This is a genomic window from Streptomyces sp. NPDC045956 (assembly GCF_056430705.1).
In genome coordinates this window covers 134,859-153,481 of sequence record NZ_JBWKKZ010000004.1, presented here as the reverse complement: position 1 = coordinate 153,481, position 18,623 = coordinate 134,859, and the positions used below count along the sequence as shown (strand labels likewise).

General features: G+C 73.1%; 18 protein-coding genes. 8 read left to right on the top strand and 10 right to left on the bottom strand.

Translation table 11 applies throughout. The features are described from left to right. Positions 1-206: 206 nt before the first annotated feature. The gene (locus tag AC07FV_RS12890) at positions 207-1,430 is read right to left on the bottom strand and encodes an oxygenase MpaB family protein (RefSeq protein WP_479086873.1); all 1,224 of its coding nucleotides are present in this window, start codon (positions 1,428-1,430) and stop codon (positions 207-209) included. A 135-nt stretch (positions 1,431-1,565) separates the two neighbouring features. Here AC07FV_RS12890 and AC07FV_RS12885 point away from each other — a divergent pair, with 135 nt between their 5' ends. Next, entirely contained in the window at positions 1,566-2,249 is a 684-nt protein-coding gene (locus AC07FV_RS12885) for a TetR/AcrR family transcriptional regulator (RefSeq protein ID WP_479086871.1), read from the top strand. Between the two features lie 214 nt (positions 2,250-2,463). Continuing rightward, positions 2,464-3,498: a phosphotransferase family protein gene (locus AC07FV_RS12880; RefSeq protein WP_479086869.1), complete on the top strand. Its 1,035-nt coding sequence runs from the start codon at positions 2,464-2,466 to the stop codon at positions 3,496-3,498. Between the two features lie 221 nt (positions 3,499-3,719). Here AC07FV_RS12880 and AC07FV_RS12875 read toward each other — a convergent pair whose 3' ends face one another. Beyond that, entirely contained in the window at positions 3,720-4,760 is a 1,041-nt protein-coding gene (locus tag AC07FV_RS12875; protein WP_479086868.1) for a LacI family DNA-binding transcriptional regulator, read from the bottom strand. 232 nt (positions 4,761-4,992) lie between these two features. On the opposite strand from AC07FV_RS12875, the gene AC07FV_RS12870 reads away from it, so the two are divergent. The 5 genes from AC07FV_RS12870 to AC07FV_RS12850 all read left to right on the top strand — a co-directional run bounded on the left by AC07FV_RS12870 (position 4,993) and on the right by AC07FV_RS12850 (position 10,497). Beyond that, the gene (locus AC07FV_RS12870; protein WP_479086867.1) at positions 4,993-6,078 is read left to right on the top strand and encodes a DNA polymerase III subunit beta family protein; all 1,086 of its coding nucleotides are present in this window, start codon (positions 4,993-4,995) and stop codon (positions 6,076-6,078) included. A 211-nt stretch (positions 6,079-6,289) separates the two neighbouring features. Further along, positions 6,290-7,324 carry a LacI family DNA-binding transcriptional regulator gene (locus tag AC07FV_RS12865; RefSeq protein ID WP_479086865.1) on the top strand — a complete coding sequence of 345 codons (1,035 nt, stop codon included), beginning with the start codon at positions 6,290-6,292 and terminating at the stop codon, positions 7,322-7,324. 224 nt (positions 7,325-7,548) lie between these two features. Continuing rightward, positions 7,549-8,688, top strand: coding sequence for a glycoside hydrolase family 12 protein (locus AC07FV_RS12860; RefSeq protein WP_479086863.1), 1,140 nt, complete (start codon positions 7,549-7,551; stop codon positions 8,686-8,688). A 190-nt stretch (positions 8,689-8,878) separates the two neighbouring features. Then, positions 8,879-9,973, top strand: coding sequence for a lytic polysaccharide monooxygenase (locus AC07FV_RS12855; protein ID WP_479086862.1), 1,095 nt, complete (start codon positions 8,879-8,881; stop codon positions 9,971-9,973). A gap of 134 nt (positions 9,974-10,107) precedes the next feature. Next, positions 10,108-10,497 carry a luciferase domain-containing protein gene (locus AC07FV_RS12850; RefSeq protein WP_479086860.1) on the top strand — a complete coding sequence of 130 codons (390 nt, stop codon included), beginning with the start codon at positions 10,108-10,110 and terminating at the stop codon, positions 10,495-10,497. Between the two features lie 51 nt (positions 10,498-10,548). On the opposite strand, the gene AC07FV_RS12845 is transcribed toward AC07FV_RS12850, so the two are convergent. Beyond that, entirely contained in the window at positions 10,549-12,141 is a 1,593-nt protein-coding gene (locus AC07FV_RS12845) for a DHA2 family efflux MFS transporter permease subunit (protein WP_479086859.1), read from the bottom strand. A 159-nt stretch (positions 12,142-12,300) separates the two neighbouring features. Beyond that, the gene (locus AC07FV_RS12840) at positions 12,301-12,771 is read right to left on the bottom strand and encodes a MarR family winged helix-turn-helix transcriptional regulator (protein ID WP_479086857.1); all 471 of its coding nucleotides are present in this window, start codon (positions 12,769-12,771) and stop codon (positions 12,301-12,303) included. A 119-nt stretch (positions 12,772-12,890) separates the two neighbouring features. Between AC07FV_RS12840 and AC07FV_RS12835 the strand changes: the two genes are divergently transcribed. Then, complete coding sequence (locus AC07FV_RS12835; protein ID WP_479086855.1) at positions 12,891-13,259, top strand: DUF779 domain-containing protein; 369 nt, start codon at positions 12,891-12,893, stop codon at positions 13,257-13,259. A 24-nt stretch (positions 13,260-13,283) separates the two neighbouring features. Here the strand turns inward: AC07FV_RS12835 and AC07FV_RS12830 are convergent, their stop codons facing one another. The 6 genes from AC07FV_RS12830 to AC07FV_RS12805 all read right to left on the bottom strand — a co-directional run bounded on the left by AC07FV_RS12830 (position 13,284) and on the right by AC07FV_RS12805 (position 18,598). Continuing rightward, a complete protein-coding gene (locus tag AC07FV_RS12830; protein WP_356606513.1) occupies positions 13,284-13,478 on the bottom strand; it encodes a hypothetical protein in 195 nt (64 codons plus the stop codon). 157 nt (positions 13,479-13,635) lie between these two features. Beyond that, positions 13,636-14,499 (bottom strand): phosphatidylinositol-specific phospholipase C/glycerophosphodiester phosphodiesterase family protein, encoded by an 864-nt coding sequence (locus tag AC07FV_RS12825; RefSeq protein ID WP_479086853.1) that lies wholly within the window; start codon positions 14,497-14,499, stop codon positions 13,636-13,638. Between the two features lie 183 nt (positions 14,500-14,682). Beyond that, positions 14,683-15,771, bottom strand: coding sequence for an acyl-CoA dehydrogenase family protein (locus tag AC07FV_RS12820; RefSeq protein ID WP_479086852.1), 1,089 nt, complete (start codon positions 15,769-15,771; stop codon positions 14,683-14,685). Beyond that, positions 15,768-16,949: an acyl-CoA dehydrogenase family protein gene (locus AC07FV_RS12815; RefSeq protein WP_479086850.1), complete on the bottom strand. Its 1,182-nt coding sequence runs from the start codon at positions 16,947-16,949 to the stop codon at positions 15,768-15,770. The genes AC07FV_RS12820 and AC07FV_RS12815 overlap by 4 nt, the downstream gene beginning before the upstream one ends. After that, a complete protein-coding gene (locus AC07FV_RS12810; protein WP_479086849.1) occupies positions 16,946-17,917 on the bottom strand; it encodes an NADPH:quinone oxidoreductase family protein in 972 nt (323 codons plus the stop codon). Before AC07FV_RS12810 ends, AC07FV_RS12815 begins: the two co-directional genes overlap by 4 nt. A gap of 105 nt (positions 17,918-18,022) precedes the next feature. Then, positions 18,023-18,598 carry a helix-turn-helix domain-containing protein gene (locus AC07FV_RS12805; protein ID WP_479086847.1) on the bottom strand — a complete coding sequence of 192 codons (576 nt, stop codon included), beginning with the start codon at positions 18,596-18,598 and terminating at the stop codon, positions 18,023-18,025. Between the last annotated feature and the right edge of the window lie 25 nt (positions 18,599-18,623).

Here is an 18,623-nt window from a genome sequence, read left to right as displayed (position 1 = left end):
CGGGGCGCGACCCGCACGTTCGGGTGGTGCGCGACCCGCACGTTCGGGTGGTGCGTGATGTCGTCATCGTCTCGACCCCGGATTCGTGGTGAGGAGTCACGCCGGCCCCCGAGTGGGGCGACCGGTGGCGGCGGACTCGGCGGTGGCCAGTGCGGTGGTGCGCGGGGAACGTCGCGACGACATGCCCCGCGCACCGGTGGTCAGGCTCAGGAAGGACGGTTGGCGTCGGGTATCTCCAGGTCGATGGGCCGCCCCTCGGAGAGGAAGAGCAGGACGAACTTGCGGATCGCCTCCTCCACGGCCCAGGCCGCCTGCGGGATCAGCGGCAGGGGGATGAGCCCCTCGCGGAAGGCCACCAGCAGTGGCCAGGCGCCGCTGATCACCGGCTGCCAGAACGGCTCCCGGTCCAGCCCGATCAGGTCCCCGGTCCGGTCGCCCAGCGTGTACCGGGAGAACGCGTTGATCAGCGGCCGGGTGAGGCCGGCGTCGAGTTCGGCGACGATGTCGAGGAGCACGTCGGTCAGCTCGATGCCCTCCGGCGTGGAGGCCAGGATCGGGTCCAGCACCTGCCGGGACTGGGCGTCGGCCTCGTCCCAGGACGCGGGGATGTACTCGTCCAGGACACCCAGCATGTGCGCGGTGACCTGCCACACGTGCAGGAAGCCGTCCGACTCCGCGGAACTGACCGGCACCCGCCAGTCCTTTAGCTTGCTCATGACAAACGTGGAGAGGCTGTGCCAGGTCACCATGATGTCGGCCTGGCTGATCGGGATCGTCTGCCCGCCGCTGGTACGGGACCAGCCGGGCGACTGCGGCAGCAGGTGCCGTACGGCCGCGTGCACCATCCGGGTCTTCACCGCGGTGACGATCATCCCGCCCCGCGGCTGGTAGGCGTCGAGGTCCCCGACGTCGTAGCCGAGCCGGGCGGTCTTCGCGATGCGGTCCTTCATGTCCGCACCGCCCTTGGAGTAGTAGACGGCGCGCGCCTCCCGCGGAATGGCCGTGCTCATCAGCCCGCTGCCGAGCCCGTACAGGGCGCCGGTGTAGATCCCCTTCTTCTTGGTGAACCGCGCCGCGGCGTCGAGCTTGCGCGGGTCGGTCCAGGACGGCAGCCGGCGCGCCTTCTCCATGAAGTCGCGCAGGTCCGCGGGGAGTCCGGGCGGCAGCGGCTGGTCGTTGCGCGTCCACTGCCGCAGCGCCGCGTTGACCTTGGGCACGTCGCCGCGGTCGATCACGGCGGCGAGGACCGGATCGGCCTCCTCGTCCCAGACCCACTCGGGATCGACACCTGCACCCTTCCCCGCGACCGAACCGCTGGGCGCCCAGGTCCACAGGGCCCGCGCCCGGGCCGGCGAGGCGGCTCCGACCGCCCCGAGCGCCCCGAGCCCACCTCCCATGATTAACATCTTGCGCCTGCTGAGATCGTCCATCGCTGCGAACTCCTCGAGTTCTGGGGGACCGACGTTCGGATTGATACGATGAAACAGTCAGTGCGTCGTTGTTGCATCAGGGGAGCACAAAGGCGCGTTGATCGCCAGAGGCTGCGCAGAATCGGGGAGGCGGCCGTGGAACCTGACCTGTTGGCCCTCATGGGGTCGCCCGGCGCTCCGTCCGTCCTGGAGAGCGCGTTCGCCGAGGCCGTCGAGGGGGCGGAGCGCGACGACGAGGTCTCCGCGCGACTGCTCGACGCGGCGTACGAGCAGTTCTGCCGCATGGGCGTCAAGCGCTCGACGATGGTGGACGTGGCGCGCCTGGCCGGTGTCTCCCGGATCACCGCCTACCGTCGTTTCGCCACCAAGGACCAGTTGGTGGCGCAGGTCGTACGGCGTGAGTTCAGGCGGTACTTCGACCGCTTCATCGTGGACATCCAGGAGGCCGAGACCGTCGCCGACCGAGTCGTCCTGGGCTTCGTGAGTTCCCTGCGCGCCTTCCGCGGCAACCGTCTCATCGGGGGCCTCATGACCGTCGAACCGGATGCCGTCGTCCCGTCGATGACCGGCGACGGCGGCCGCACCCTGGCCGTGGTGCAGCGCTTCGTCGCGTCGCGGCTGCGGCGGGAGCAGGCCGCGGGGCACGTCACCGACGACGTGGACGTCGGCCTGGTCGCCGAGATGATGGTCCGCGTCTCCGCTTCCTTCCTGGTCATCCCCAGCCAGGTGGTCGACCTCGACGACGAGGCGGAACTGCGCGCCGTGGCCCGGCGTTTCCTGGTACCGATGCTCGGACCACCGCCCCGGCCGACCCCGTAGCGCTCACCCCGGCCCACGAGGCCGTCGGGTCTCCGCGGTACGGAGATCTCGACGACGTCCCCGACCCTGGAGGCCGCCGTACCTTTCAGCCGGCACCCTGCTTCCGTGCACCCGCGATCAGCCGGGCGGGCCGTCCCGCCGCCTCCGTGCGGTGCCGCCCCACGGATCCGTACCGCGCCGTACCGCGTCCGGCGCCGCACCGAAGGACTCCTCCTTGGACACTCACGCGTCGGGCTCGGAGCCCGCTTCCGGCTCCCCCGCCCTCCTTCCCACCGTCCTGGCGTCCGCCGGCGTGTCCCGCGGCGACCTGGCACGGATCGTGCCCCTCGCCGGCGGCACCTACAACACGGTTCTGCGGGTCGTTCTGCACGACGGCCGGGACTGGGTGCTGAAGGTACCGCCACGCCGGGACACCCCGGGACTGCGGTACGAACGCGACCTGCTGCGTTCCGAGGCCGCCTTCTGCGCGGCCGCCCGCTCCGTGGGGGACACGCACGTCCCCGAGGTCGTACGGGCGGACCTCGTCCCCGGCCCCGCCGGCGGACCGTGGCTGCTCACGACCACGCGGCCGGGCACACCGTGGTCGGACCTCGCCGGAGACCTCACGGCGTCGGAGCACTCCCGGATGCGGGAGGAACTGGGCCGGGTGGTCGCCCGCCTCCACACCGCCACCGGACCCGGCTTCGGCTGTCCGAGCGGCGCCCTCGGCCCGCTCGCCCCCACCTGGCGCGAGGCCTTCACCGCGATGACCGACGCCGTGCTCGACGACGCGGCGCGCTACGGCGTCCGGTTGCCGCAGCCGCCGGAGCGGCTCCGGAAACGGCTGGCCGCGGTCGCGGACGTGCTCGACGACGTGGAACGGCCCGCCGCGGTGCACTTCGACCTGTGGAACGGCAACCTGCTCGTCCACGGCGCGCCGGGCGAACGGGCCGTCGGCGGCGTCGTCGACGGCGAGCGCATGTTCTGGGGAGACCCGGTCGCCGACTTCGTCTCGCTCGCACTGCTCGGCGACATCGAGACGGACCGGGACTTCCTGCGCGGCTACGCGGCGGCAGGGGGTGTCGCACGGTTCGACGCCTCGGTGCGTACGCGGCTGGCCATGTACCGCTGCTACCTGTACCTGATCATGCTGGTCGAGACGGTGCCCCGCGCCGCCTCGCCCGAGCAATGCGCCTGGGTCCGCGAGCATGTGACACCGTGTCTACTCGACGCCCTCGACGCCCTCGACGCCACGGAGGCCACCCCCTGACCACGGGCCCCTGACCACGGCCACGGGCCACGGGACCCGTCACCGGCCACCGGGGCGTGGTGCTCGGCGCGACCCCGTTCCCCCACGGCACCGGGCACGAGTTGTGCGGCGTCTGTCCGGCCTGCTGCCGGGCGGGCCGAAGAGGCTCTCCCGCTCCCCGCCTCCTCGTGCCGGCACGTCCGGGCCGCGGGCCACCGCACCCGCGGCAGCCCGCAGGCCACTCACGCGGACTCGCGCACCACGAGCTCGGGGTCGAAGATCACGGCGGTGGGCTCGGTGCGGGGCGCTCCCTCGATCTCCTCCTGGAGGAGCCGCGCCATGGTGGCCGCCATCTCCTCCAGCGGCTGGCGGACCGTGGTCAGCGGCGGCTGGGCGGCGACCGCCGCGCTGGAGTCGTCGAAGCCGATCACCGCCACGTCGTCCGGGATCCTGCGGCCCTGCTCCCGCAAGGCGTCGCAGGCGCCCCGGGCCATCACGTCGTTGGCCGCGAACACGCCGTCGACCTCGGGGTGCTCGGCGAGCAGCCGGGTCATCGCCGCCGCACCGCTGGCGGCGGTGAACCCGCCCTCCGCCACCGGGACGTCGGTCCGGCCGTGCCGTTCCATCGTCTCCCGGAACCCGGTCAGCCGGTCCTGCGCGGCAGGCAGGTCCAGCGGCCCCGTGATGGTGGCGACGCGCCGGCAGCCACGCGCCAGCAGGTGCTCGGCGGCCAGCCGGGCGCCCTCCCGGTGGGCCAGGTCCACGTAGCTGACGGGGACCGGTGAGCCGGGGCGCGCGAAGAGCACGCAGGGCAGCCGCTCGGCCGCCAGCAGCGCGGGCAGGGGGTCCTCCGCATGGGTGGAGAAGATCAGCGCGCCGTCCGCGCCGCCCTGCCGGAGGTACGCCGTCACCTCCCGCCGGGCGGCCGCGGTCTCGGCGAACATCAGGACCGGGTACATCGACCGGGGCCGCAGGAACCCGACGACCCCGCCGACGATCCGGCCGAAGAAGGGGTCGGTCAGCACGCGGGAGGCGAACGTCTGCTCGTCCCCGGCGTCGTCCGCCGCGCCGGAGATGACCAGGGCGATGGTCTGGGCGCGCCGGGTCACCAGGGCACGGGCGGCGCTGTTCGGCGCGTAACCGGTCCGCTCGATCGCCTCCCGGACCACTTCCTGGATGGCGGGGTCCACGTTGCGGATGCCGTTGACCACGCGGGATACGGTCGCGCGGGAGACACCCGCCTGCCTCGCGACATCCTCGAGTGTCGGGGGGCGTCTGATCATGCGGACACCCTACCGGCGCGTTCCGAGGCACGACCGGCGGCGGGCGGACCGGCTCCGGCGGGGCGTCACGACCCGGGACCGGGCACCTCGACGACGATGCGCAGGGGCAGCTTCGGGGAGCCGCGCCGGGGTGGCCCGGGGCGCGGGTGTGACCCAGGTCGTGGACGTGGATCGCGTCGAGGTTGACCCTCGACCTGGTCAAGGGCCCAAGGTCACGGATGTGGAGAACGAGATGCGCAGCATCGGGGAGACGGCCCGCGCCAGCGGCCTGGGCGTGAGCGCCCTGCGGTTCTACGACCGTGCCGGGGTGCTGGTCCCCGCCCGGGTCGATCCCGTGACCGGGTACCGCTGGTACGCCCCGGAGCAGACCGACGACGCCCGGCTGCTGGCCGGACTGCGCAGGGCGGGCATGCCGCTTGCGGACGTCCGCCTGGTGCTGGCCGGGTGGTCCGGCGCCGACACGGGCCTGGTGCGGGGCCTCCTGGAGGCGCACCTGCACCGCCTGGAACGAGGGCTGGCCGATGCCCGCGGCGAGATCTCCGCACTCCGAGCGCTACTCGACCAGAGGGAGAATCCCATGACCACGTCCTCGTCCACCGCCTCCGTGCGGCTGTCGGTCCCCGCCCCGGCCCTGGCCGCGGGGCTGGACGCCGTGCGGTTCGCCGCGGGCACCGACCCCGGCCTGCCCGTGCTCGGCGGGATCCTGTTCGACCTGGAGGGCGACGCGCTCCACCTCGTCGCCACGGACCGCTACCGGATGGCCGTCGCCCGCGTGGACGCCGGCACACACGACGCACCGCGCGTCCAGGCCGTCGTGCCCGTCCCGCTCGCCGACGCGATGCGTGCCCTGCTGGGCCGCGACGAGCCGGCCGGCCTCGCCGTGGACGGCGGCAGCGTGACGCTGGAGACGGCGGGTGGGCGCACCACCGGGCAGTGCCTCGCCCACGACTTCCCCGACTACCGCCGGCTCGTCCACCTGCCGGCCGGGCGGCGGACGCTCGTCGAGGTGCCGGCCCTCCGTGAGGCGCTGGAGTCCGGCCCGGTGCGCGCGGGCGAGGGGCGCGAGCAGGACGGCGCGCCGCGCGACGTCAGCGTGGTGCGGGTGGCCGACGACGGCACGGTGACCGTCCGCGGGGACGGTGACGACCACCCCGACGACGTCGCGGTCGACCGCGGGTATCTGCTCGACGCGCTGGCGGCCGGCGGCCGGGAGCGGCTGGCCCTGGAGTTCGGCGCTCCCACGGCGCCGCTCGCCATCCGCAGGCCCGACGACGAGTCGACGTTCTCGCTGCTGATGCCGGTCCGCCTGGACGGCTGACGGCCGGGCAGCCGACGCCCACGGGCGACGCCGGCCCGGGTGGCCCCCTCCGAGCGGGTGCGGTGAGCCCTCGGGCTCGGCGTGTCGCTCGCCGGACGGTCCCGCTCCACCCCGACCACCCCGCACGCTCTCCGGTCCACCCTCGCGATCGGCCCGCCGAACCCGAGCGGGTCGCCGTAGTATCGAACGATCTCGTGAGGGGGAGGCGGACGTGGGCAGGCAGCGACCCGGTACCCCGACGCTGGAAGAGGTGGCAGCGCTCGCCGGCGTCGGACGGGGCACCGTCTCCAGGGTCATCAACAACGCGGCCGGCGTGCGGGATTCGACACGCCGTGCCGTGCAGCAGGCCATCGTCGAACTGGGGTACGTCCCCAACCTCGCGGCCCGTTCCCTGGCCGGGCACCGTGCGGACGCCGTCGCGCTGGTCATGACGGAGCCGGACTGGCGGCTGTTCGGCGAACCGTTCTTCTCCGAGGTCGTCCACGCCGTGGGCGACGCCCTCACGGACACCCCGGTGCAGTTGCTGCTCACCCTCGTCCGTACGGACACCGAGCGGCAGCGCTTCGTGGAGTACGCCCGCGGTGGCCGGGTCGACGGCGTGCTGCTGATGTCCGTGCGCGCCGAGGACCCGCTGCCCGACCTGCTCGCCAAGGCGGGGCTGCCCACCGTCATGCTGGGGCGGCGCTCCGGCGACGAGAGCGTCACCTACGTCGACGCGGACAACGCCGGCGGCGCACGCGGCGCGGTCACCCACCTGCTGAACGGCGGCCGGACGACGATCGGCGCCATCAGCGGACCGCTCGACATGTACGTCGCGCAGTGCAGACTGCGCGGGTACCGGGAGGCGCTGGAGCTGGCGGGCGTGGAGGCCAGGGCCTCGCTCGTCGTCGAGGGGGAGGACTTCACGGAGGAGAGCGGCCGCCGGGCGACGGCCGACCTGATCGCCCGCCACCCCGAGCTGGACGCGGTCTTCGCGGCCTCCGACACGATGGCGGCCGGGGCGCTGAACGCGCTGCGCGCGGCGGGCCGGCGGGTCCCGCAGGACGTCGCCGTGATCGGCTTCGACGACTTCCATCCGGCCCGGCCCACCGATCCGCCGCTGACGACGGTCCGTCAGCCGCTGGAGGAGATCGGCCGCACCATGGTGAGGTTGCTGCTGGAGGAGATGGAGCAGCGCGAGGAGTCGTCCGTCGCCTGGCGGCACGTCATCCTCCGTACGGAACTGGTCCTGCGCGACTCCGCGTGACGCGGGTTGCCGGGAGCGCTCCCGGCAACCCGCTCCGGCCCACGCCTCCCACCTGCGGCTTCGAAAATCCTTCGACGGCTCCTGCGCGCACAGTCTTGTCAGGAACATGAACCGCTTCTACAGTCCCCAATCAACCGGTAAGTGGGAGCGCTCCCATCAGTGGGGAGTTGGGAGCGCTCCCGCCCCGGCCCTCCCTTCCCCCCGCACCCTCCGGAGAGGCCCCCATGCGACCGTTACGGCCCCAAGTACGCACCGCGCGCGGCCTTCTCGGCGTGGTCGTCGCGACTCTCGCCGTCGTCGCGTCCCTGGTGACCGCGGCGGCGCCGGCCCAGGCCGACACCACGCTGTGCGAACCGTTCGGGACGACGACGATCCAGGGACGGTACGTCGTCCAGAACAACCGCTGGGGTTCCAGCGCGACCCAGTGCGTCACCGCCACCGACACCGGCTTCCGGGTCGCCCAGGCCGACGGTTCGGTGCCGACCAACGGAGCGCCGAAGTCGTACCCGTCGGTCTTCAACGGCTGCCACTACACGAACTGCTCGCCGGGCACCAACCTCCCCGCCCGGCTCGACACCATCTCCAAGGCGCCCTCCGGCATCTCCTACGGCTATGTCGGCAACGCCGTCTACAACGCCTCGTACGACATCTGGCTGGACCCGACCCCCCGGACCGACGGGGTCAACCGGACCGAGATCATGATCTGGTTCAACCGGGTGGGCCCGATCCAGCCCATCGGCTCGCCGGTCGGCACGACCACCGTCGGCGGACGGACCTGGGAGATGTGGACGGGGAGCAACGGCGCCAACGACGTGCTCTCCTTCGTGGCCCCGTCGGCGATCTCCAGCTGGAACTTCGACGTCATGGACTTCGTCCGGGCGACCGTGGCCCGCGGGCTCGCCGAGGACGACTGGTACCTGACGAGCGTGCAGGCGGGCTTCGAGCCCTGGCAGAACGGCGCCGGCCTGTCCGTCAACTCCTTCTCCTCTTCCGTGGAGACCGGCGGCGGCCCGGGGAACCCCGATCCCGGCAACCCCGGCGAGCCGGTGGCGTGCGCGGTGACCTACGGGACCAGCGTCTGGCAGAACGGCTTCACCGCGGACGTCACCGTCAAGAACACCGGGCAGTCCCCCGTCGACGGTTGGCGGCTCGCCTTCACCCTGCCCTCCGGCCAGCGGGTCACCAACGCCTGGAACGCCTCCGTCACCCCGTCCACGGGCTCCCTGACCGCCACCGGCCTGGGACACAACGCCCGGATCGCACCCGGCGCGAGCCTGTCGTTCGGCTTCCAGGGCACCCACGGCGGGGCGTTCGCCGAGCCTGACGGTTTCCGGCTGAACGGCACCGCCTGCGCCGTGTCGTAGCGGCCGCGCCGAGGGCGCCCCACCGCCCCGCCCCACCGCCCCCCTCGCCCGTCCGGACGAAGCGCCTTCCCGGACGGGCGAGGGGCTCCACCGCGCCACCCCCGCGACGGCGGAACCGATCGGCACGCCCTGATTGTCATGCCCTGATCATTAACGACCGGAAGACTCGGCACCTGAAACAGGAGATTCCATGGCACTACGCAGCAGATACATCTCCCTTGCGGCGATCCTGGCCACCTTGCTCAGCGCGCTCGGCGTGACCTTCCTGCTCGGGCAGGGGCGGGCCGAGGCGCACGGCGTGGCGATGATGCCCGGCTCACGTACCTACCTCTGCCAGCTGGACGCCAAGACCGGCACCGGCGCCCTGGACCCGACGAACCCCGCGTGCCGGAGCGCCCTCGACCAGAGCGGCTCGACGGCGCTCTACAACTGGTTCGCCGTCCTCGACTCCAACGCGGGCGGACGCGGCGCCGGTTACGTGCCGGACGGCACCCTGTGCAGCGCCGGCAACCGGTCCCCGTACGACTTCCGGGGCTACAACGCGGCCCGTGCCGACTGGCCGCGGACGCACCTGACGTCCGGCCGGACGATCCAGGTGAACTACAGCAACTGGGCGGCCCACCCGGGTGACTTCCGGGTCTACCTGACCAAGCCCGGCTGGTCCCCCACGTCCGAGCTGGGCTGGGACGACCTGGAGCTGATCGAGACGGTGACCAACCCGCAGCAGCGGGGCTCGGCGGGTGCCGACGGGGGGCACTACTACTGGGACCTGGCACTGCCCTCGGGGCGGTCGGGTGACGCCCTGATCTTCATGCAGTGGGTGCGTTCGGACAGCCAGGAGAACTTCTTCTCCTGCTCCGACGTCGTCTTCGACGGCGGCAACGGCGAGGTGACCGGCATCCGCGGTGCGGGCGGCACGCCGAGCCCGACGCCGACGCCGACCACGCCTCCGACGACTCCCCCGCCCACGCACTCCGGTTCGTGCATGGCCGTCTACACCGTGCAGAACTCCTGGAGCGGCGGCTTCCAGGGCTCCGTGGAGGTCATGAACCACGGCACCGAGCCCCTGAACGGCTGGGCCGTGCAGTGGAAGCCGGGCAGCGGGACCACGCTCGGCGGCGTGTGGAACGGATCGCTGACCCGCGGCACCGACGGCACGGTCAAGGTCCGCAACGTGGACCACAACCGGGTCGTCCCACCGGACGGCAGTGTGACCTTCGGGTTCACCGCGACGTCCACGGGCAACGACTTCCCGGCGGGGACGATCGGCTGCGTGGCGCCGTAACACCTTCGGGGGAGGCACCGTACCCGGTCGTACGGCGTCTCCCCCGCACCCCGAACGTGCCGCACGACCTCACGTGCCGGTTACGAATCGCTCAACCTCTGGTTGCGGGGCGGTGATCGGGCGACGATGGGGTCATGACTCTGGCCCAGCGCGCCCTTGAGCGGCTGCAAGCCTGGCCCGACCTCACCGCGGGTCAGGCCAGTTGCGGAACCGGACGGGCGCTGCGCTCCGTCCGCGACGAGATAGTCCACTTCCACTCGGACCGGGACGTGGACCTCCACCTCACCCACCGGGCCATCCAACGGTTCCAGTACGACCTGGGCGGCTCCACCGCCATCCGCATGGTCCCCGGCTCCCGGTGGGTGACCGTGCACCTGGACTGCGACGCCGATGTCGACCTGCTGCTGAGCCTGGTGAGCATCGCGCTCAAGGCCCACCAGACCAGGCCGCCCTCGGACCAGCCCTCGGGCTGCAACTACCACCGGGTCACGGTGCTCCCGCGCACCGCGGCCGGGGACTTCTGAGACCACCGTCGGCGGCGCCCCTCGGCTCGCGGGGCACCGCCGTACCGTTCCTCAGTGCTCCGCCGGCCGCTCCGCGGTGCGCCGGACACCGGTCGCGGCGAGGACCGCGCCGAGCACGCAGAGCACGCCGGTGACGACCACCGCCACGTGCACGCCGTTCATGAAGGCCTGCCCGCTGCCCTCCACCACGGCCGCCCGCAGGCCGGCCGGCATGTCGCCGGAGACCGGCGCCACGCCCATGGCCACGGCGTCCTTCGCCTCCAGCAGACCGTGGGCCATGGCCGGGGGCACGCCCGCGCCGGTCAGTTCGCCGGTGAGGGTGGAGCCGACCTTGCCGCTGATCAGGGAGACCAGCACGGACGTGCCGAGCGCGCCGCCGATCTGGAGAGTGGTGGCCTGGAGACCGCCGGCCACACCGCCGTCCCGTACGGGGGCGTTGCCGACGATCGCGTCGGAGGACGCGGACATCACCATGCCGACGCCGAGACCGAGGGCGATGAACGGCGGCCACATCGTGGCGTAGGAGGAGTCGGTCTGCCAGGCGAGCATGCCGAAGCAGGACGCCGCCTGGAGCAGCATGCCCAGCGGCATGGTCAGCCGGGGTCCGAAGCGCTGGGTCAGGGCCGCGCCCAGGGGCGAGGCGACCAGCGAGGCGAGGCTGAGCGGGAGTGTCCGCACCCCTGCCTCGACCGGCGTGAAACCGCGTACGTTCTGCAGGTAGAGCATGACGAAGAAGATCACGCCGAGCATGACGAAGAAGTTCAGCGCGGTGATGATCGCGCCGATCGTCAGCGCGCGGTTGCGGAACAGGCGCATCGGCAGCAGCGGGTGCTCGACGCGGGTCTCGTACCAGCCGAACACGAGCAGGAGCACGAGGCCGGCGGCCACCGAGCCCAGGGTGCCGGCGGACGTCCATCCCCAGGTCTCGCCCTTGACGACGCCGAAGACGACGGCCGGCAGACCGAGCGCCAGCAGGACGAGGCCCGGGACGTCGAAGCGTTCCCGGCCGGCCGCGTTGCGGCTCTCCGGGAGGACCAGGGCGCCGAAGACGATGGCGACGATGCCGATGGGAGCGTTGATGTAGAAGACGGACTCCCAGTCGACGTGCTCCACGAGCAGACCGCCGACGATGGGCCCGAGCGCCGTCGCGACGGCGGAGACCATGGCCCAGATGCCCACGGCCATGCCGAACTTCCTCGGCGGGAAGACGGAGCGGAGCAGACCGAGGGTGTTGGGCATCAGCAGCCCGCCGAAGGCGCCCTGGAGGGCGCGGAAGGCGACGACGCCCTCGATCGACCCGGACAGGCCGATGGCTATCGAGGCGAGGGTGAAGCCGGCGACGCCCACGAGGTAGTAGGTGCGCCGGCCGAAGCGGTCGCCGAGCTTGCCGCCCAGGATGAGCGTGGCGGCCAGGGCGAGCAGGTAGGAGTTGGTCACCCACTGCAACTGGGCGGTGGACGCCTGGAGGTCGCTGCCGATGGCGGGGTTGGCGATGGCGACGACGGAGCCGTCGAGCTGGACCATGAACAGTCCGAATGCGACCGCGAGGAGGGTCAGCCAGGGGTTGGACCGCAGGCGGCCGGCCGCGGGCGGGGCGGGCGGGGCCGCGGGCGCGGCGGGGTGGTCCACGGACGTGGGCGGCATGGGTGTGCCTTCTCTTCCAGGTTCAGGGGTGGTGCGAGGGGCCGGAGCGGCCCGTTCAGCAGTGCCGCGGAGGGCCGGAACGGCCTTCGGGAGCACGGCGGGCCGGCCGCGGGCACGTCGGTGTGCCCGCGGCCGGCGGGAGCGGCCGGTACCGCCCGGTCAGCGGGCGGGGTGGAGGTGCCGCGTCAACGCGTCGAGTGCGTCCAGGGCGGAGCCGAGCGCGCCCTGCTGGCCCTCGGTGAGGGAGGTCAGGGCGTCACGGATGAACGCGGTCTCCAGGTCCCGCACCTCGGACAGCCGCTGCCGGGAGGTGGCCGTGAGGTGGAGGTGCGCGACGCGCTTGTCGGCGTCGTCCTGCCTGCGCTCCAGGTCCCCCCGGTCGGTGAGCTGGGAGACCAGGGCGCTGACGTTGTTGGGCTTCATCAGCAGGGCCTCGGCCGCCTCACGCACCGTGGCGCCTTCGCGCTGGGCGACGAACCGCAGCAGGGCGAGCTGGCTCTCCGAGGGCTTGGGATGCGGGTACCGCGCGGCGACCTGTCGGTCCAGCGCCCGGTGCAGCGCGGGAAGGCACGCCGCGAGCCCGGAGGCCACACGGTCGAGGTCCCGGCGAGGGGTGCTGGAGTCGGTCACCCGACAATATTAGCTATGGGAAAATAGGTATGTCAAAAGATGTAATCGGTTCGTGCGGGAGGGTCCGGGTGGGGCGGGCGCAACCCTCACGCAACCTTCGCCGTGCTGGCATGTGGGGCATGCCCGACACACACGAGGAGACGCCCCGCGTCGCCGTGACGCCCGACGCGGCCGTCCTGCTGCGGCGGCTGCGCGAGGCACACGGTCCGCTGATGTTCCACCAGTCCGGCGGCTGCTGCGACGGCAGCGCCCCCATGTGCTACCCGGCCGGCGAGTTCCGCACCGGCGCGGCCGACGTGCTGCTGGCGGAACTGGTGATCGACGGCGTCGAGGAACCGGTGGCGTTCTGGATGTCACGCAGTCAGTACGAGGCGTGGCGCCACACCCGGCTGACCGTGGACGTCGTCGCGGGCCGGGGCAGCGGCTTCTCGCTGGAGGCGCCCGAGGGGGTGCGGTTCCTCATCCGCTCCCGCGTCGTCGACGCCTAGCCGCCGCGGCGCCCGGCCCGTCCGTCACGGCCTGAGGCCGCTGACGATGTCCGCCGTCGCGGTCAGGCCGCTGTTGATGGTCGGCGCGATGCTCGTGCCGGCCAGGTAGAAGCCGAGCAGCAGGCACACCAGGGCGTGCGAGACCTTGAGCCCGCCGTTCCGCAGGAAGATCACCGCCAGGACGGACAGCAACAGCACCACAGAGATGGAAACGGCCATCGTCAACCTCCTCCGCCACGTCCGCTTCGCGGCGTTCGGCCGCAAGTGTGGCGTAGCGGAGGGTTCGTCCGGGCGGCTGACCTGTCCGCCGAACGAGTGGTGTCCCGCGGCGCCGACCGATGTCCCGGGCCGCCGGTCCCCCGGCCGCCCGGGCGTCCTAGGCGTCCCGGCGGGCGTCCAGGAACGCCTCCAGGCCGGCGAGGTCGTCGGTGTTGAGGTGGTCGACGCCGGCGGCGAGCAGTTCGGTCCACACGGCGTCCCGGGCGGGCCCCGCCAGATCGGGGGTGGCCCAGAACCGCACGCGCTGCCCGCGGGCGTGTGCCGCGCCGACGATGTCCCGCAGCCTGCGCCGCTCGGCGGCCGGGAAGGCGCCCACGCCCCGCCAGGTGAAGTGGACCGTCCAGTTGTCGCTGATCAGCGGTACGAGGGAGGCCGGCGCGGAGGTGCCCAGGTCGGTGAGGCGACCGTCGTAGAAGGCTAGGCGGGTGCGCTGCTCCTCCATCGGCGCGCGGGCCGCGCGGTCGCCCGAGATCACCGCGGTGACGGCGCCGTGGAACACCCGGCCGTGGGCGTACGAGGTGAACAGGTGCCGGTAGCGACCCAGCCGGCGGTCGAGTTCCCGGTACGTCGACGCCCCCTCGGTCTTGATGTCGATCAGGAGTTGCAGGGCCCGGCGGTCCCGTGGGTGGACCCGGCCGTGGTGCGCGCGGACCCGGGCGGCGAGGGGGTCGAGGTAGAGGGACTCCAGGGTCCTGCCGGGGTCGAGGTCCTCCGGGTCGTGGGCGACGAGGAGTTGACCGTCGACCAGGTGGATGTCGGCCTCGACGCTGCCGAAACGGTGGTCGAGGGCGTCCAGGAGGGGGCGCGGGTGCAGGTAGTCGTTGTGGGCGTGGGCCCGCCACAACGGGCGCGGTCCGCGCCCGCCTTCGCCGGCCAGCGCGGTGCCGGCGGGCAGGGCGACCGCCCCCGTGAGGGCGGCGCCGAGGGTGGTGAGGGCTCTGCGTCGGGTGGTGAGGGCCATGCTCTGCCTCCCTGGAAGGGCCGTACGGGACGCCTGTGAGTATGGGGTCCCGACACCCCCGGGAAGCAGGGCCCTGCGCGGAGTTGGCCGGACTGCCGCCGGTCGTTCACTTCGGCGGAGCGGTCGGTACGCGAACTGCCCGCCCCCGGAGGGGCGGGCAGGCCGTGTGCCGGACGGCAGGCGTCAGGGGGCTTGCAGCTCGACCAGCCCGGCGAGCGCCTCCCGGTGGGCCCCCGCCGTCCCGTACGCGATCGAGTCGGCCTTGGCCCGCTTCAGGTACAGGTGGACCGGGTGCTCCCACGTCATGCCGATACCGCCGTGCAGTTGCAGTGCCTCCTCCGCGGCGTGGACGGCGACCCGGCCGGCGTACGCCTGGGCCACGGCGACGGCGACGTCGGTGTCCGCACCGGTCGCCAGCGCGTCGGCGGCGTTGCGCGCCGCGGCGCGCAGGCCCGCGACCTCCAGCCACAGCCCGGCGAGCCGGTGCTTGAGCGCCTGGAAGCCGCCGACCTGCCGGTTGAACTGCCTGCGTTCCTTGAGGTAGCGGACCGTCTCGGTCAGCAGCCAGTCGGCGAGGCCCAGTTGCTCGGAGGCGAGCAGCCCGGCGCCCGTCCGCAGGGCCCGTCGCACCGCGTCCTCGGCGTCGCCGAGCCGGCGCCCGGTGGCGCCGTCGAGGGTCACGCGGGCGACCGGCCTGGTCAGGTCCAGGGAGGTCTGCGGGGTGACGGTCACCTCGGCGGCGCGGACCGCGTACAGGCCCCCGTCGTCCGCCGGGACCAGCAGGACGTCGGCGACGGCCGCGTCGGCGATTCCCGTCAGCTCGCCGCGCAGGACGCCCTCTTCGAGCCGCACCCGGTCGACGGCACGGCCGGGCGCGCCGTGCAGGCCGACGGCGAGCACGGCGATGGCCGTCGCGGACGCCAGCTCGGTGAGGAGGTCGTCGGCCCCGCAGGCGAGCAGGGCCTCGGTGGCGACCACGGCACTCGTCAGGTACGGCACGGGAGCGACCGCGCGCCCCAGCTCCTCCAGCACCACCGCGGCTTCCCGGTGGCCGGCACCCTGACCGCCCAGCTCCTCGGGGATCAGGAGGCCGGCGAGGCCCATCTGCCCGGAGAGCGCCTTCCACAGCGACACGTCGTGCGGTGCGGCCGACTCGGCGCGGGCGATGACACCGGCGGGCTCGCAGTGGTCGGTGAGCAGGTCCCGGACGGCGGCGCGCAGCGCCTCCTCCTCCTCCGAGTAGAGCAGACCGGGTTCCGACTGTGCGCTCATCGGGCGAGGTCCTTCCATGCGACGTCCTTGTCGGTGCGCGGCTCGGCGGGCAGGCCCAGCACGCGCTCGGCGACGATGTTCAGCAGGACCTCGCTGGTCCCGCCCTCGATGCTGTTGCCCTTGGACCGGAGGTAGCGGTACCCGGCCTCGCGGCCGGTGAAGTCCACCAGCTCGGGACGGCGCATGGTCCAGTCGTCGTACAGCAGGCCCTCCTCACCGAGGAGTTCGACCTCCAGGCCGCTGATCTCCTGGTTGAGTCGGGCGAAGTTCAGCTTCATGCCGGCGCCCTCGGGGCCCGGCTGGCCGGCCACCAGCTGCTGGCGCAGCCGTACGCCGGTGAGCCGTGCGACCTCGGCCTCGACCCACAGGCCGAGCAGCCGCTGGTGGAGGTCGTGGGTGCGCAGGTCGGGGCGGTCCCGCCAGGTGGCGGCGATCTTGCCGATCATGCCGCCCTCGCGCGGGATCGGGGTGCCGCCGATGGCCACGCGTTCGTTGTTCAGCGTGGTCTGCGCGACCCGCCACCCGTCGCCGATCTCGCCGAGGCGGCGGGAGTCGGGGATGCGGACGTCGGTGAGGAAGACCTCGTTGAACTCGGCCTCGCCGGTGACCTGGCGCAGCGGCCGGACCTCGACGCCGGGGTCGGTCATGTCGCACAGGAAGTAGGTGATGCCCCGGTGCTTGGGCACGTCCGGGTCGGTGCGGGCGATGAGGATGGCCCAGCGGGCGCTGTGCGCGCTGGAGGTCCACACCTTCTGCCCGTTGACGATCCAGTCCTCGCCCTCGCGCACCGCCCGCGTGCCGAGCGCGGCCAGGTCGGACCCGGCGCCCGGCTCGCTGAAGAGCTGGCACCAGACCTCCTCGCCGGTCCACAGCGGGCGCAGCAGCCGCCGCTTCTGCTCCTCGGTGCCGTAGTGGAGGATGGTCGGGGCGGCCATGCCGAGGCCGATGCCGATGCGCCGGGGGTCGTTGTCGGGGGCGCCCGCGGCCTTCAGCTCGGCGTCCACGACGGCCTGGAGGGAGCGGGGGGCGGCGAGTCCGCCGAGGCCCTCGGGATAGTGCACCCAGGCGAGTCCGGCGTCGAAACGGGCCCGGAGGAAGTCCAGGCGGTCGGTGGTCGCCGGCGGACTGGCGGCCAGCAACTCCTTGGTGAGACGGCGCAGTTCCGCTGCGTCGGTCATGCTGCGGCTCCCTTCTGAGGGACGACGGCCACCCGGCCGGTCGTCGTGCCGTCGGCGACGCGCTGGACGGCGTCCGCGGCCCCGTCGAGCGGTACCCGCTCGCTCACCAGGGGCTTGATCGCGCCCCGGGCGGCCAGCTCGGTGAGCTGCTCGTGGCAGTGCTGGACCAGCTTGGGGTCCTTGGTGTTGTACAGGCCCCAGTGCAGGCCGAGGACGGCGTAGTTCTTCACCAGGGCGTGGTTCAGCGCGGGGCTGGGGATGGTGCCGCTGGCGAAGCCGACGACGACGATCCGGCCCTCGAAGGCGACGACCTTGGCGGACTGGGCGTAGGCCTCGCCGCCCACCGGGTCGTAGACCACGTCGGCGCCCCGGCCGCCGGTGGCCTCCTTCACCGCGGCGATGACGTCCTCGCCGCGCCGGTCGACGACCACGTCGCAGCCCAGCTCGCGGGCGACGGCCGCCTTCCCGGGGCCGCCGACGACACCGATGACGGTGGCGCCGGCGGCCTTGCCGAGCTGCACGGCCGCGCTGCCGACCCCTCCGGCGGCAGCGTGGACGAGCAGCGTCTCGCCGGCCTCCAGCCGGGCCCGGCGGTGCAGGCCGAACCACCCGGTCTGGTACCCGATGTGCAGGGCCGCGGCCTCGGCGTCGTCCAGGGCGTCGGGGGCGGGCAGCAGGGCGCGGGCGTCGGCGACGGCGTACTCGGCGAAGCCGCCGTGCGGCAGCGCCGGGTTGGCGAGGACACGGCGTCCGTCCTCGGTCTCGCCGCAGATCTCCACGCCCGGCGTGAACGGCAGCGGCGGCCTGACCTGGTAGTGGCCCCGGCACATCAGGGCGTCCGGGAAGTTGATGTTCGCGGCGCGGACCCTCAGCAGCACCTGGCCCTCGCCGGGGGTCGGCGGCGCCACGTCCGCGAGGCGCATCACCTCGCGCGGCTCGCCGTTCTCGTGCACCTGCCATGCCTGCATGCGGGGCCTCCACCGACTGCGTCGTCCGTCCGGGTCCACCGCATACTAAGCGGTCGCTTGCCGATCAGGGAACAGGTGCGCGCGGTCGTCGCCCGTGGCCGCAGGTCAGGACTGGGACGGCCGCGCCCGGACGTGCATGCGCTCACCCTGCGGTCCGAACAGGCTCAGGAACTCGACCGGCCCCTCCCCCGTCGACCCGAACCAGTGCGGCACCCGGGTGTCGAACTCCGCGGCCTCGCCCGCCGACAGCACCACGTCGTGATCGCCGAGCACGAGCCGCAGCCGGCCGGAGAGGACGTACAGCCACTCGTACCCCTCGTGGGTCCGCGGGTCGGGTTCCTCCTTGCGCCGGGGCTCCAGCACCTTGAACGCCTGGAGTCCCCCCGGCTGGCGGGTGAGGGGCCAGTGGGTGCGACCGTGGCGTTCGATCGGCTTGGCCCGCACCCGGGGGTCGCCGACCGGCGGGGCGCCGACCAGCTCGTCCAGCGGCACCTGGTGGGCCTGGGCGATCGGCAGCAGCAGTTCGAGGCTGGGCCGGCGCAGGCCCGACTCCAGCCGCGACAGGGTGCTCACCGAGATGCCGGTGGTCTCGGAGAGCGCCGCCAGGGTCACCTCCCGCTCCTTGCGCACCTGGCGGAGCCTCGGTCCCACACCGGCGAGGACGTCGTCTGCAGTGGTCATGCACTTATTGCAGAACCGGCAAGTT